Raw genomic sequence first — 13,954 nt, 5'->3', positions numbered from 1 at the left:
GCCGACATTGTTTCCGGGGCCGGTTGAAACGCCTGACCTTGCATTCCATCAAGTTTTGCGCCGACACGTTTAGCGTCGGCGTCCAGGCGGCATGGAGGCGCGACGCGGCCCGACGCGGCGGGCACAAAATCCCCGGCGGCGCGCGCGGTTCCCTGGCGCGCTAAGGGCGAGACCCGCTTCAGCCCCCCGGGAGGCCGGCCTGCCGCCGCAAAACCGCACAGAACCATGTCCCAACGAGCGAGATACGTGATCCGTCCGATCGCCAATGCCCGACGCCGCGCAGCAATCGTCGACTCGCGGAGACGAGAGCCGATTGCACCATTCGCCTCGCGCGCCGGCGCGATCTCCTTTGTCAGCCGAATTTATAGAGCACGCCGTAGCCGCCGCGCGGGTATTCCCATTGAATTTCTCCCGTCTCGGCCGTGACGATGCGGCAGGTTCCGCATTCAAGACAACCATCCGCCGCGATCTCGACCTGGCCCCGGTCGTTACGGCTGTAGCAGCCCGCCGGACACGTGTAGGTGAGGGACAACAGGATTTTAGACGGGATTTCATGCGGCCGAATCTGGATGTGGGGACGCCCCGCATCGACAAGATAGCGGTTTTGAAACAATTTCTCTTCTACTTTCGCGCCGGAAGCGCCGATCTCCACTGCATTCGTCATCGCCAGGACCTCGCCAGTTTGAACGCGTCGCCGATCAGACCCGAAAGCGTGCGGCCTTTTCGGAACGACTTGAGAATTTCCTTTTCCTTCGAAAGCTTGTCGGCTCCGTCGACGCGAAACCAGGTCTGCGCGGCGGCGGCGACAAGCTTTGGATAGAGACCGAAGACATGCTTGTTGTTATGAAGAAACGCCGGAATCCGTCGGTATTTTTTCAGATCCTTCATGACGAAGGTTTCGTCGAGCCGGCGCTTGTATTCGGCAAGATTCGCCTTCGAGAGCTCCTCGCGACGGCGTTTGAGCCAGACAACGGTCTCACCCGCGATCCGCCCCGTCGTCATCGCGAGATTCGATCCCTCACGATGCACCGCGTTCACGAACTGCCCGGCGTCGCCGACGACAATCCAGCCATCGCCGTAGAGTTCGGGAATCGAGTTGTATCCGCCTTCCGGGATCAAATGCGCCGCATATTCCTTGCACTCGGAATTGGCGAGGAGCGGCTTGATGCTCGGATGGTTCTTGAACGCTTCGAGAAGGCCGTAAGGCGTCGCGCCATTTTCGGCGAAATCCGAAACGATGCAGCCGATGCCGACCGAGATCGATTCCTGATTGGTGTAGAGAAACGCCGTGCCGGTCATGCCGGCCGTGATCGTGCCCATGGCTTCGATGACGACGCCCTCGTTGTCCTTGAGATTGAAGCGGCTCTCGATGACCTCCCGCGGCAGAAAATGCATTTCCTTGACCGCGAGCGCCACACTGTCGGGTTTCAGCTCGGAACGCAGTCCGGAACGCTGTCCGACAAGGCCGTTGACGCCTTCGCCCAGGATGACGACGTCGGCGAAGGCGACGCCATTGTCGCGATCGGTCCTGACGCCGATGACCTTGCCCTTGGCGTCGCGCAAGAGCTCCTTGACGGTCGTCTCGCACAGCAGCGTCGCGCCGGCCTCCCGCACCTTGCGGCTGAACCATTTGTCGAATTGCGCGCGGATGATCGTGTAGCGGTTCGGCCGCTCCTCGTTGAAATCCTCGGAACGGTAATGCATGCCGACATAGGATTTGTCGTCCATGGTCCAGATCCGCTGCTCGATGATATGGCGTTCGAGCGGGGCGTCCTCCCGAAAATCAGGGATCAGCTTTTCCAGCGCATTGGCGTAGAGAATGGCTCCCTGGACGTTTTTCGATCCAGGATATTCCCCACGTTCGAGCTGGAGAACCTTCAGGCCTTCCTTGGCCATCGTGTAGGCGGCGGCGTTGCCGGATGGGCCAGCGCCAACCACGATTGCGTCGAAGCGTTCCTCAATCATGCGTGCCTCCTTCAGCAGGCGAGCCGGTTGACCGACAGATGCTTGCGAAACGCCTCGGTCAGGGCGGGTAGAAGCCTGATGGCGTCGGCGACGATTCCAAGATGAGCGAAATCAAAAATCGGCGCATTGGGATCGGTATTGATCGCGACGATCAGATCCGCACCCTCCACCCCGACCCGGTGCTGGATCGCGCCAGAGATCCCGGCGGCGATATAGAGTTTCGGCCGGATTGTCTTTCCGGTCTGGCCAATCTGCCTATCGGACGTCATCCAGCCTTTTTGCACCAGCGGGCGCGATCCTCCGTATTCCGCGCCAAGAACCTCGGCGAGCGACTTGACCAGCTGAAAGTTTTCAGCCGACTGGAGGCCAAGACCGCCGGCGACAACGATGTCCGCATAGGACAATTGCGCCTTGTTGGAATCGCGATCGGCGATAAACTGCACAACCTTCGTGACGACATCGTCCTCGGCGAGCCCGAGGGCGTGCTCGACGATACGGCCTGTGCGCCCGGTCTGGCGCGACGGCATCTGCAAGACGCGGGGCCGCACCGTCGCCATCTGCGGACGGTAATTCAGCGTCAGGATCGTACAAAGAAGGGAGCCGCCGAAAGTCGGCCGGGTCGCGGCGAGCGAACCCTCGTCATCAATGGCGAGCTCGGTGCAATCCGCGGTGAGGCCGGTCCGCAACGTTGTCGCGACCGAACCCGCGAGATCGCGGCCAAGCGTCGTCGCGCCAAGAAGCAGAATCTCCGGTTTGTAGGTGTTGACGAGATCCGTCATCGCCCTTGTGTAGGCCTCGTTCCGATAGTGCGCGAGGACCGGATCAGTCACGGTATAGACGAGATCGGCGCCATATTCGAAACATTCGCGGGCCGCGCTCGCAATGGCCTTCGCGTCCCCGCCGAGAACGACGGCCGCAAGTTCTACGCCCCGCTTGTTCGCAAGCAGGCGGCCTTCGCCCAGGAGCTCGAAAGAGACGGGATGAACCTCGCCATGCTCGCTTTCGACGACAACCCAGACATGTTTGTAGGCCTTGAAATGCTCCGGCAGCTCTTTTTTGGCGCCGGCTCGACTCGCTGGCGCAGGTGCTGGTTTTGCCGCTTCGCTCATGATTGACGCTCTTTCCTGCCGCCTTACTGACCCGCCGAAAATTTCATAAGGTCGCCTTCAACAGCCGGCTGACGCTTGAAAATTTCGCTGATGACATTCTCCGCAAGCAATTCAACGGGAACATCCGCCGTGGGAATTTTGTGCGCTTTTTCCGCACGGGGCGAGGGTGCGAACACTTTTTTCACGATAGTCGGCGAACCGCGCAGACCACAAAGGGTGAGGTCCGTGATGCCGGCGTCCGCGGCGTTCCACGTGATGATCTTGGCCCGCGCCGCCCGCAGGGCGTCGTCGAGCGTGCCGCGGCGGATTTCATTGACGCCTTCGAGCATTGTGATGAGGACCGGCAGGCGGGTCGAGAGAATCTGAACGCCGCCCTCGGCGCGCCGCTCGACGACTATCTTGTCGGCCGCCTGATCGAGTTCGACGATGCGCGAAACATAGGTCAACTGATTCAGTCCGAGGCGCTTTGCTATGCCGGGGCCGACCTGCGCGGTGTCCCCGTCGATCGTCTGCTTGCCGGTGAAGATCATGGCGGGCGCGCCGAACTCGGTCGAGATCTTCTCCAACGCCGACGCGAGCGCGAAGCTCGTCGCCAGCGTGTCCGATCCGGCAAAAAAACGATCGGTCAGAAGAACCGCGCGGTCCGCGCCAAAGGTCAGGGCCTTGCGCAGCGAATCTTCGGCCATGGGCGGCCCCATGGTGAGCACCGTTAGGGCGCCCTTGAATTTATCGCGCCACCGCATCGCCTCTTCGAGCGCGAAAAGATCGTAGGGATTGATGATTGTAGGAACGCCCTGGCGCATGATGGTGTTCGTGACCGGATGGACACGGATCTGCGCGCTATCGGGGACCTGCTTCATACAAACGACGATGTGCATTGCTACTCGCTTTCGTCCTGTCCTCGCCGCAGAGTGACATCAACAGCTACCGCAAAGGGCATGCCAATCGTCGGAAGCCTCCTTGCTGTTGCCTGTTCTCGCGGAATGAAGGCGAAGATCGGCGGATTTGCACTCACGCGGCGTCCAAGAGCGACCTAGTTGTCGGCTCCATGACATTGTTTCAGTCGGCTTTGTTCACGACGCTCAGTGTCGTGAGCGCCACGAACGGCTTTGCGGGCTCCGCCTTCTCCGCGACGGCGTCCTTGTGCACCTTGAACAAACGTTCCTGGATTGGCGAAGACGCGACGAAATCCTGATAGGCCTGATCGAGATGGGAGCGGCACTGGTCGCGAATCTCGTCGTCGCTGAGCCCGTCGAAGACCCCGTCGATCTCGCTTCCCTTCAGATATTGTCCCATTCGCCTCAAAATGTGGAGGCGCGCGACCTGAACGATGGTCGGCTCAAAGGGCACGTCGAGATAGGCGAAAAATTCTTCCGCCGCGGATAGCCGTCCAAGATCATCAAGCACGCTCACGACGGCGTTCTCCTTTTTTACGGGTTTGGAACAAGGTGCGCCGGCCGGGCGGCTGGCGCGCGTTTTATTCGGCGCCGGCCGGCGCGGTCTCCGCCTGGCGATGCGGATCAGTCGCCGCATAAAATTCCAGGAGTTCGCTGTCCGCGACGGCGCGTTTGAGCAATTCCGCGCGCAGCCTCACCTCCGTCAGAGTCTTCTCGGCCCTGCGCTCGTCGACGGCGACGCCCATCAAAGTCAGGGCGTTCGAAATAGCGGCCTTGCCGGAGTGCTTCCCAAGGACGATTCTGCGCTCCCGGCCGAACAGGGCGGGGCTCAAGGCCTCATAGCACTCGGGATCACGCAGAAGACCCGAGACATGGATGCCGGATTCATGCGCGAACGCCGCCGACCCGACGATGGATTTCGCGGCGGGAATCGGCCGCTTGGCCATCAGCGCGACAAGTTCGGCAAGATCCGTCAGATGGGTTAGATCGACACCCGTGCGTCGCCCGCCAACCTGGGACAGCGCCGCGACGACCTCTTCGAGAGCGGCGTTTCCGGCGCGCTCGCCAAGGCCCAGCACGCAGACGCTCGCATGGGTCGCGCCGCCGCGGACGGCCGCGAGCGTGTTGGCCGTCGCCAGACCGAGGTCGTCATGGCCGTGAAATTCAAGCTCGAGACTGGTTTCCGCGCGAAGCGCCTTGAAGAGTTCATACGTCCTGAATGGCTCGAGCACGCCAAGCGTATCGGCGAAGCGAAAACGGTGCGCTCCTGCGGCTTCGGCGGCGGCGATGGCCTGGCGCAGGAAGTCAAAGTCGGCGCGGCTCGAATCCTCGCCGCCGACGCTGACGGCGAGCCCGAGATCGCGCGCGTAGCCGACGACATCGCGAATGCGTTCAATCACATCCTCGCGCGAGCGGCGGAACTTCACCCAGATCTGCAGATCCGACACAGGAACCGAAAGATTGATCCGCTCAAGACCGGTCTTTTTCGCTGCGTCGACATCCGCCCGCGTCATTCTGCACCAGGCGATGACCGCAGCCTTGTCAACCGCCGCGCCGACGGCCGCGATCGCCTCGATTTCCGCCGGGCCCATGGCCGGAACGCCAGCCTCGATCTCGTCCACGCAAGCCGCGTCGAGCTGGCGGGCGATCGCGACCTTTTCTTCAATCGAGAACGCGACGCCCGGAGCCTGCTCGCCATCGCGCAGGGTGGTGTCGTTGATGATGACAGGAGGAAGCGTCTTCGGGATCATGGCGATTCCTCATGCGGTGTTGGACGCGGTCAACTCGGCGTTAGGCTGGCGATCGCGCCAAAGAGGCGACATCGCCCGCAATTTCTGGATAATCGCCGGAAGAAGCCCGAGTACGCGGTCGACTTCCTCGACGGTGGTCTCGCGCGAGAGCGAAAAGCGGACGACCCCATGAAGGGCCGACGCCGGAACGCCCATCGCCCGCAGGACGTGGGAGGGTTCAGTTGAACCTGAGGTGCAGGCGGACCCGGACGAGGCCGCGACGCCCTCCCGATTGAGGTTCGCCAGAATGGCTTCCCCGTCGATATGTTCGAAGGCGATGTTGCAGGTATTCGGCAGCCGGTCCGCCTCGCCGCCGGAGATCCGGCAATGATCGATGCTTGCGAGCAGCCCCTGCTCGAGCCGGTCCCGGAGCGAACGGAGTTTGGAAACGGCCCCTTCCAGGTCCTCCGACGCAAGCTCCGCCGCTTTGCCGAGGCCGACAATCCCGGGGGCGTTTTCGGTTCCGCCGCGCCGCCCGCGTTCCTGTTGGCCGCCGCGGAGCAGGGGATGGAACTTCACGCCCTTTCGGACATAAAGCGCGCCAATCCCCTTCGGGCCATGAAGCTTGTGTCCGGAAAGCGAGAGCATGTCGATGTTTGCGGCCTTCAGGTCGATCTTTATCTTGCCGGCCGCCTGAACGGCGTCGGTATGAAAAAGCGCGCCGTGCTCATGCGCCATTTCAGCCAATTCAGCGACGGGAAACAACACGCCCGTTTCATTGTTGGCCCACATGAACGAAACCATCGCCGTGCGCGGCCCGAGCGCCGCTCGATACGCCTCAACGTCGAGGGCGCCACGCCCATCGACGGCGATATAATGGACCTTCACCCCATTCGATTTGGCGATGTGCCCGACGAGAGACAGGATCGCCGGATGCTCCACGGTCGAGGTGATGATTTCATCGCACCCGGGTTGGGCGGCAAGCCCGGAAAGAATCGCCGAACTGTTCGACTCTGTGCCGCCGGATGTGAAGATCAGCTCGTGGTCGAACGCTGCGCCGAGCAACGCCTGCAGGCTTTGCCGGGCGCGTTTCACGGCGCCGGAGACTTCGGAACCAAAAGAATGCGTCGAAGACGCGTTCCCGAAATGCTCGGTAAAGAAAGGCGACATGGCCGCGACGACAGCAGGATCGGTCCGGGTGGTCGCGTTGTTGTCGAGGTAGATCGGGCTCATGACTTTTCGTTGATCTTAAAGATTGGCCCGCACGCCGCCGGCGACAGGAACCAGACGCACGAATTCGCCCAGCTTTTCGACGATGCGGGTCTGGATTCCGTCTAGTGTGGCGCTGCTCAATTTGCAGAAGACGCAAGCTCCCGTCAGCCGGACCATGACCTTGTTGCCGGCGATTTCGATCAGTTCGCAATCTCCGCCGTCCCGTTTGAGGTTCGGCCTGATTTCCTCGATCGCTTCCTTGATCAGACGCGCGCGCTCGGCTTCCGCCACGGGCGAGATCTCGCGTTCAGCGCGCTGCGGCAAGGTTTCCTGCTGGACTTCGGTTAGCATGTTGCGCTCCGGTAATGGGTTGGATTCGGATCAGCCGAAAGATTTCCCGCAGGAACAACTCGACGTCGCGTTGGGATTTTCGAAGGTGAATCCCGCGCCTTCGATCGCGACGACAAAGTCGATCGTCGTCCCGGCGAGAAGTTCGTGGCTTTTGTTGTCGACGAAAACCTTGACGCCGTCGCGCTCGACCACCGTGTCGTCAGGGTCGGCCGCGTTCACGAGGCCCATCATATATTTGTATCCGGCGCAGCCGCCGGCCTCGACCATGATGCGAAGGCCGCTGGCGGGTTCCGCCGCGCCGTCGATCGCGCTTCGCACCGCGCTCAATGCGCTGTCAGTCAGGTTAATCATCGTCGAAACCTCAAGAATCCTGGGTCATTGGACAACGAGATCGCAAACGCCGTGCCACGCCATAACATCTTGAAATGATGTAATTTATGGGACGCATGGCTGTTGCGTTTCCGACTTTCGTCGGATTTCCGACACGGCCTTCCTCAGCTTGGGGGGAAGGACTTTGGTTCGGCGAGCCTTGGCTCACAAAAGGCGAAAAGGCCCTTCTTCGAATCGGAACGCGGCAGATCAATTGCATAAAAGGATTAGCGCCGGCCCGCGCCGGTACCGCCGTCAGATGAGAAATGGAATTATGACCACGATTGAGAAAACTGCGCTCGACCGACTCGACAAGGAGGGCCGCCTCCTCAACGCCGTCCTGAAAAGCCCGACGACAAAACCGGGCCGTTTCGGCTTCCGGGGCGACATCGCTCTCAAGTTCCAAACTCAATTGGCCGACGAGAAGCGGCCGCCCGAATTTTCGATCGAACAGGTTCTGACTATCGCCGATGAAGGCGAAACCACGATCCCGGTTCTCGCCGGCTATCTTCACTCTTTCGAATATCTGTCGACGGCCGCCGATGTGCTCAAAGGTCTCCTGAGTCCGACGGGCGCCTATTTCCTGTATTGCAACAACATCGATCTCCTGGCGAAATATCGCGTCACGATCGATGGCGTCACCTTCGCCGTGCTCCCTTGCGATGAATCGACGGTCTGGAAGGAAATGACAGATCTGCTCAGCATCGACAAAAACGACATGAAGAAGATGAACACGGCCGGCAAACTCGACCATGTCCTCGACGCCGCCCGTAACGCTGACACCGGCTTTGAAGCAATCACATACGAGCAGGGCCTGGCGCTGATGGAGCCGGTGAAGAACCGCAACGAAAACAGGCCCGTCTAGAGCGCTTTCCGATCGCATGAAGTCATGCGGTCGATCAGAAATCACTCCAGAGTCAAAGATTTGAGCATAGTCTTCTCGATTGGATTGATTCAATCCAATCGGAATATGCTCCAGGGCCTGGGCTCACCCCTGCCCTTCGCTTTCCTGATCTTCGCTTTCCTGCTCTTCATCAAACTCGTCGTCTTCGGCGAGCGTGACTCCTGTTACGCAAATGTCGCCGTCGATCACGCTCACGGCGATCTGCTTCAATGACTTGCCCTTGCAAGGACCATCGACGCAAAACCCGGTGCCGAGTTCGAACAGGGCGCCGTGTTTGCCGCACATGAGCCTCACACCGTTCGGATCGAAGAACTGCTGGCGCTCCCAATCGAGATTGACGCCGTCGTGAGGACATTTGTTTTCGTAGGCGAAAACTTGCCTGCCCCATCGGACCACGAAAATCGACCAGGGGCGCGCGACGCCCTCTTCGTCCAGACGCAAGAGCTGAAACGCCCGCGCGCGCTGGCTTGGAATGTCGTTCATCTCGCAGATCGCGTAGGCGACGCCCGTAGCTGTTGCGCTTTCGGTTTCCATGCCACTGTCACTCAAGTCGCATCTCCATCATCGTTTCATGGCCCGGCTGACCGCCCAAAGCCGCGTCTTGCTTGGCCGCGTCCTGCTTGGCGAGAAGCAGCGCATTCGCCGCCAACGAGAATTCCCGCCACGCCGCCGCGATGTCGCGCAGAATGGTCTGGACGTATTCGCCCGACAAATGATGTTCGTCGGGAAAATTCGAAAGAGCACATGATGTGGCGTTGAAGGCGATAACCTCGTCCATGAGCTTTTGCAGGAAGGTTCCGAACGCCGCCTGCACCGCCGGCGTCAGCTTCGAGCGGCCCTTTTCGACCTCAACCGCGCGGGCGTCGAACGGTAGGCTGTCGAGCATCGCCAGCGCCTTGCTGTAGACTTCCTCGACCGAAGCGAGAATCGCCCTTTGCGTAAGCTGGCTCCTGAGCTGGCGGGCGAGATTCTTGTTCAGCCGGACCCGGTAGCTTTCGAACGCCGCTGCGGCTTGAACCGACGCCCATTCGCCAAATCGAGCCAGACTGGCCTCATTCAAAGCGCTTGCGTCGGCATCCATTAGCGGCTCCAGGATCGCGGGCGCGCGCAGACGCGCGGTCTCATGATAGGCGATAAAATCGCGCTCGATGCGTTTCGCGGCGTCGATCGCGCCTTCGAGGTAGCCTGCGGCGTGCGCGGCGGTTTCCGAACCGCCGACGAACAGCTTTCCGCCCCAGGCCGGACGGCGCAAGAACGGATGGGCGTGAGAGGGATGGTCCACTGCCGGAGCGGAACGATCGAGCGCGCTGCAGGTCAACGGCTCCTGCGCCCAATCCTGGTAGTGCTGCTCGCCCTCGACCGCCGCCACGCCGAAAAGCTGCGACATTTGACTGTCCATGAGGATCGGCAGGCCGACCCCGAATTCCCGGCGCTGGTCCGCGGACAATGCGAGAAAACCGCCAAGGGCGGCTTTGGCGGACGTCTCGTCGCAGGCGTCAAAAACCTCTCCAAGCACCGCCTGGGAATGCGTCACGAAGGCATTCCCAGAAAAGCCCGCCTCCCGCCAGGCCGGCCGGTCATACGCTATGACGACCTTGGCTTGCGCCGCCATCCAGGTTTCGCACGCCCGCATCGCGTCGACGAGGGCTGCGTCGAGGGCTGGCTCGAAGCGGACATTCTGTTCAACGAGGCGCGGCGGGAGCGCAAGCGCCACATGACGGGCCTCAACCTTTTGCGTCAGGTCGCCGCAACGGAACGTAAGCTCAACGCGCCCGCCGCGATCGGCAAGGCCCGTCAACTGAAATCCAGGACGCAGGGAGTCCTGCGGCAGCTCGGCGAGCAGCGCGTCGATCAGGCGCGTCATTCCGCCTGCGAGCCGCTGCGCGCCGCCATGAACGCCTCCCTCAACCAGGCGAGGCTTTTCGTTGGCGTCATCGAGATGAAGCGCTCCCCCTTCATCGTATTGAGGAAAGGCGGCAAGCCCAAGATCACAGATGAGGTCCGCGATGAAAGGCTGTGTTTCCGGCCAGAACCAGGTTGGGCCAAGATCGACGCTGACGCCGTTCGTCGCGGATGTCGTGGCAAGAACCCGTCCGCCAAATCGTTCGCGCGCTTCAAACAGCGCGAACGACACGCCCCGCCGGTGAAGGGCCCGCGCCAGCGCAAGTCCCGAAACGCCGCCGCCAATGATCGCCAATTCCACCATGAGCCGACCTAAATCCTGAGAAGCCGGAAAAAAGCGTAGCAAGAATCGCGCAACGTCTTCTCCCTGCGAATTTATCAACCGGCAAACGCTTGCCTACCGATATCGCCCGAGCGAACGGCGCCTGACGAATCAACACAACCGGAGAGTTGGCACGAGACTTGAAAATTGGCGATCAGCAAAAGACAGCGGATGTCGAAAAGGAGACACAGGATGAAAGTCGCACAGGCGTTTTCGGCATGCGGCCCGGATGAGATCAAGGCGCTCCTCGACGGCGGTTCTCTCGTCGTATACTCCGTCGCGCGTCCGAGTTCTCCCGATCTTCCGGTCGACCGCAGCGCCCCGCTCGTGACGTTCACGTTCGCTTCGCCCGCCTTTGGCGAGGAAGCCGATGGCCTTGAGAGTCCTCATTTCGCCGCCAACCCGGCCCCCGCGGTCAGTGTGGGCACGCCGGGATTTGCGCGCGCCTTGAAGGCGGACGGCACGGTCGTCGCCGATTTCTCCGCCGGGGCCGGCGACCGTGAAATCAAATTCAACGAAGTTTCCTGCTCGACCGGCGCGCCGCTGAAAGTTGTGCAGTTCAGGCTGCTTTCCGATGCGCAATGGCCGGAAAAACCGGAATTCTACAACACAAAACCGCGCACTGGCTTTCCCATGCCAAGCTCTTTCTGATCGCCGGCTTGAGCTGCGGCGGCGACCGTTGGCGAGGAAACTCACTGTCCAGAACGCAACAGATGTCATTAACTCTACAAGGCGGCGGTTTGCATGAGCGATGAAATTCTTGACGCCCTGGTGAGCACGGATTGGCTGGAGGAGCATCTCGGCGATCCGGACCTTAAAATTCTCGATTGCACGTGGCATCACGTGAGCACCAATCTTGACGGCCGCACCCAGTATCGCGGCCGGCATCTGCCCGGCTCGGTTCATTTCGATATCGACCATGTGGCGGACAAGTCCACCTCGCTGCCGCACATGCTTCCCAGCGCTGCTGACTTCGCGAAGAAGGTCGGCCTGCTTGGCGTCAGCAACGGCGACCAGATTGTCGTCTACGATCGGCTGTGCGGCGGATCTGCGGCGGCGCGAGTCTGGTGGATGTTCCGCGCGTTCGGCTACGACAAGGTCGCGATGCTGGACGGCGGCTACGGCAAATGGACAAAAGAAAAGCGGGTCACCGAAATGTCGCCCGTTCGGCCCGAACCAGGCGCGTTCACGGCCGAATTTAAGCCCTCGCTCGTACGGGCTCTCGCCGAAATGAAAGCAAACCTTGATAGCGGCCTGGAACAAGTCGTCGACAGCCGCGGTCCGGGTAAATTCGACGGATCGCAGGAAGATCTGTTTCCCACAAAAAAGCTCGGCCACATTCCGAATTCCGTGAACATTCCGTGGGGCGATTTGATTGATCCCGAGTCAGGGGCTTTCATTCCTGCGGAGGCGCTGGCGGGACGGTTTCATGCAGCGGGCGTCGATCTTGACCGCCCTGTCGTGACAACCTGCGGTTCCGGCATTTCATCCTGCGTGACCGCCCTCGGCCTCTACCTTCTTGGCCACACGACGGCGGCGGTCTACGACGGCTCGTGGGCGGAATGGGGTCTTGCCGAAGACACGCCCGCAGCGGCCGCCGCTTAGGCTCACAAACAAGGAACACCGATGTCCGACGACACAAAGGCGCTGACGCCGCTGGTTGAGGGAACGGACTATGAACTTCTGTCGTCGGGGGATGGGGCGGATTTTGTCTTCCGTTTCAAGAGCGACGAGATGACCGCCCGGATTCATGGCGACGATGCGCTGCGGCTAAAGGCGGATCTCGAAGCGGTGTCGGCGTCGTTTCCGGCATGGAAGCCGGATCAGGTCCTGGCCCAGTTATGGGATCAGGGTGGGTATGGCTGGTTGGCGACAAAGGATGGAGAGTGACATGACGACGCTCGTGAAGGTGACGCAGGACGGACGCAAGCTCGAGGTGACTGGGTTGGCGATCCGGCTCGACGGCCAGCTGGAGTGCTTTGAACTCATCGAGGTCCAGCAGCATCCGAACCGGCGCGCGATCTGGGACGCGGCGCCCGACGCCACGCATATGGCCGGACGCGTCGCCTTGACCCGCGAAGAAGCGACGATCGTCGAGAACGCGTTCAAGGAAACCGAGGCGCAGATTCTGGCGAACCCGAAGGCGATCAACGAGCGCTTTCGTATCGCGGCGATGTGGAAAGCGCGCGAAGTGGGTATCGAATAGGAGGCGCCGGAAGGTGGGGATCGCCGTGATTTTCAGGCGTTCACGTCCGCTTCGCGCGCAATGCGAGCCAAGCGCGACAGGCCATCCTCGGAGCCAAAGCACTGGGCGAAATCATCGCAGTCCGAGCAGACAGGAGCGGCGCAAAAGACAAAACCTTCCGAGCCGCAAATCAATCGGTAAAGGAATTTCTTCCACTTCATATCGTTCTGGTTCTTGTCCGCCAAACGGGGAAAATATCGCTGCATGAGCAGGGAAAGTTCGGTCCGATCACGCAGGCCGAGATCCTGCCAGAGATGATGCGGCGACTTGCACCGCCGGGCGATGATGGCGGCAAGGACCCCGGCTAAAGGTTCGTCCACAGATGAGTACATCAACAGGATATCGCGCAGCGATTGCTCTTCCTCATCAGTCCTGTAGCAGCCTGGTCCGCTCGCATCGCACGAGATGCGCTCGCACGCGCCCGGAAACATCGTTCCGATCAGATCGCGCAGGACAGGCTGATCGAGCCCCAAAGCCTCCGACAAATCTTCGCCCGACGGTTTTTCGTCAAGGGCGAGCGCCAAGCCGGACGCGATAATATGCATCTCGAACCGGTCTCCAGGCGAGCCGGCCGAGCAGGACATCAGCAAGTCGTAAGCTTCAATCCCACGCATCGCCCGCTCCATCGAATTCTAGGGCCGCAATGTCAGGCCGCCGCCTGTTCGTGCGTCTGACAATTGGCCGGGCAGACCCTGGCGCACGCGCCGCACCCGATGCAGGCGCCGGTGTCGTTCATCACCATGACCTTCTTCTCGACCTCGTCGTCTTCATCATCGTCGAGGCTGACGATTTCGCCGTCCTCGCCAATGCCTTTCAAGGTCATGACATCACGGCCGCAGACTTTGAAGCACCGGCCGCAGCCGATGCATTTCCCGGGATCAATGGCGACCAGATATTCAGGTTGCCACAGACGTCCATCTCGAGCTGATTGCGACATGGTGGAAGGCTT

The 13,954-nt window shown here is 61.0% G+C and carries 18 protein-coding genes; 5 read left to right on the top strand and 13 right to left on the bottom strand.

Annotated features, from left to right (window positions below; translation table 11 throughout):
- Window positions 1-352: 352 nt before the first annotated feature.
- The 9 genes from BM177_RS01710 to BM177_RS01670 all read right to left on the bottom strand — a co-directional run bounded on the left by BM177_RS01710 (window position 353) and on the right by BM177_RS01670 (window position 7,614).
- Window positions 353-664: a ferredoxin family protein gene (locus BM177_RS01710; RefSeq protein WP_091676558.1), complete on the bottom strand. Its 312-nt coding sequence runs from the start codon at window positions 662-664 to the stop codon at window positions 353-355.
- Entirely contained in the window at window positions 661-1,965 is a 1,305-nt protein-coding gene (locus BM177_RS01705) for an FAD-dependent oxidoreductase (protein ID WP_091676555.1), read from the bottom strand. Before BM177_RS01705 ends, BM177_RS01710 begins: the two co-directional genes overlap by 4 nt.
- 11 nt (window positions 1,966-1,976) lie before the next feature.
- Window positions 1,977-3,074: an electron transfer flavoprotein subunit alpha/FixB family protein gene (locus tag BM177_RS01700; protein WP_091676552.1), complete on the bottom strand. Its 1,098-nt coding sequence runs from the start codon at window positions 3,072-3,074 to the stop codon at window positions 1,977-1,979.
- A 23-nt stretch (window positions 3,075-3,097) separates the two neighbouring features.
- On the bottom strand, window positions 3,098-3,952 hold the full coding sequence (locus BM177_RS01695) for an electron transfer flavoprotein subunit beta/FixA family protein (RefSeq protein ID WP_091676549.1): 855 nt from the start codon (window positions 3,950-3,952) through the stop codon (window positions 3,098-3,100).
- A gap of 181 nt (window positions 3,953-4,133) precedes the next feature.
- Window positions 4,134-4,487: a nitrogenase stabilizing/protective protein NifW gene (gene nifW / locus BM177_RS01690; protein WP_091677475.1), complete on the bottom strand. Its 354-nt coding sequence runs from the start codon at window positions 4,485-4,487 to the stop codon at window positions 4,134-4,136.
- A 64-nt stretch (window positions 4,488-4,551) separates the two neighbouring features.
- A complete protein-coding gene (gene nifV / locus BM177_RS01685; protein WP_091676545.1) occupies window positions 4,552-5,721 on the bottom strand; it encodes a homocitrate synthase in 1,170 nt (389 codons plus the stop codon).
- A 9-nt stretch (window positions 5,722-5,730) separates the two neighbouring features.
- Window positions 5,731-6,933: a cysteine desulfurase NifS gene (nifS, locus tag BM177_RS01680; RefSeq protein ID WP_091676542.1), complete on the bottom strand. Its 1,203-nt coding sequence runs from the start codon at window positions 6,931-6,933 to the stop codon at window positions 5,731-5,733.
- Window positions 6,934-6,948: 15 nt separating this feature from the next.
- Complete coding sequence (locus BM177_RS01675) at window positions 6,949-7,263, bottom strand: NifU family protein (protein WP_091676537.1); 315 nt, start codon at window positions 7,261-7,263, stop codon at window positions 6,949-6,951.
- Between the two features lie 30 nt (window positions 7,264-7,293).
- Entirely contained in the window at window positions 7,294-7,614 is a 321-nt protein-coding gene (locus tag BM177_RS01670; protein WP_091676534.1) for an iron-sulfur cluster assembly accessory protein, read from the bottom strand.
- A 292-nt stretch (window positions 7,615-7,906) separates the two neighbouring features.
- Here BM177_RS01670 and BM177_RS01660 point away from each other — a divergent pair, with 292 nt between their 5' ends.
- Window positions 7,907-8,497 carry a hypothetical protein gene (locus tag BM177_RS01660; RefSeq protein ID WP_091676524.1) on the top strand — a complete coding sequence of 197 codons (591 nt, stop codon included), beginning with the start codon at window positions 7,907-7,909 and terminating at the stop codon, window positions 8,495-8,497.
- 123 nt (window positions 8,498-8,620) lie between these two features.
- Here BM177_RS01660 and BM177_RS01655 read toward each other — a convergent pair whose 3' ends face one another.
- Both BM177_RS01655 and BM177_RS01650 read right to left on the bottom strand, forming a co-directional pair.
- Window positions 8,621-9,070: a Rieske (2Fe-2S) protein gene (locus BM177_RS01655; RefSeq protein ID WP_091676520.1), complete on the bottom strand. Its 450-nt coding sequence runs from the start codon at window positions 9,068-9,070 to the stop codon at window positions 8,621-8,623.
- 7 nt (window positions 9,071-9,077) lie between these two features.
- The gene (locus tag BM177_RS01650; protein ID WP_091676516.1) at window positions 9,078-10,742 is read right to left on the bottom strand and encodes a flavin monoamine oxidase family protein; all 1,665 of its coding nucleotides are present in this window, start codon (window positions 10,740-10,742) and stop codon (window positions 9,078-9,080) included.
- Between the two features lie 210 nt (window positions 10,743-10,952).
- Here BM177_RS01650 and BM177_RS01645 point away from each other — a divergent pair, with 210 nt between their 5' ends.
- The 4 genes from BM177_RS01645 to BM177_RS01630 all read left to right on the top strand — a co-directional run bounded on the left by BM177_RS01645 (window position 10,953) and on the right by BM177_RS01630 (window position 12,966).
- Complete coding sequence (locus tag BM177_RS01645; protein WP_091677471.1) at window positions 10,953-11,411, top strand: hypothetical protein; 459 nt, start codon at window positions 10,953-10,955, stop codon at window positions 11,409-11,411.
- 93 nt (window positions 11,412-11,504) lie between these two features.
- A complete protein-coding gene (locus tag BM177_RS01640; protein WP_091676512.1) occupies window positions 11,505-12,365 on the top strand; it encodes a sulfurtransferase in 861 nt (286 codons plus the stop codon).
- A 21-nt stretch (window positions 12,366-12,386) separates the two neighbouring features.
- Entirely contained in the window at window positions 12,387-12,650 is a 264-nt protein-coding gene (locus BM177_RS01635) for a hypothetical protein (protein ID WP_091676509.1), read from the top strand.
- Between the two features lies 1 nt (window position 12,651).
- Window positions 12,652-12,966 carry a hypothetical protein gene (locus BM177_RS01630; protein WP_091676507.1) on the top strand — a complete coding sequence of 105 codons (315 nt, stop codon included), beginning with the start codon at window positions 12,652-12,654 and terminating at the stop codon, window positions 12,964-12,966.
- Between the two features lie 32 nt (window positions 12,967-12,998).
- Here the strand turns inward: BM177_RS01630 and BM177_RS01625 are convergent, their stop codons facing one another.
- Complete coding sequence (locus BM177_RS01625) at window positions 12,999-13,619, bottom strand: nitrogen fixation protein NifQ (RefSeq protein ID WP_091677466.1); 621 nt, start codon at window positions 13,617-13,619, stop codon at window positions 12,999-13,001.
- A 32-nt stretch (window positions 13,620-13,651) separates the two neighbouring features.
- Window positions 13,652-13,942, bottom strand: a complete 291-nt coding sequence (gene fdxB / locus BM177_RS01620; RefSeq protein WP_091676502.1) for a ferredoxin III, nif-specific — start codon at window positions 13,940-13,942, stop codon at window positions 13,652-13,654.
- Window positions 13,943-13,954 lie beyond the last annotated feature (12 nt).

The sequence above is a fragment of the Methylocapsa palsarum genome (assembly GCF_900114285.1).
In the GTDB taxonomy this organism is placed as follows: Bacteria; Pseudomonadota; Alphaproteobacteria; order Rhizobiales; family Beijerinckiaceae; genus Methylocapsa; species Methylocapsa palsarum.
The sequence above is the reverse complement of the archived record's forward strand: the minus strand, read 5'-3'. Positions and strand labels throughout refer to the sequence as shown.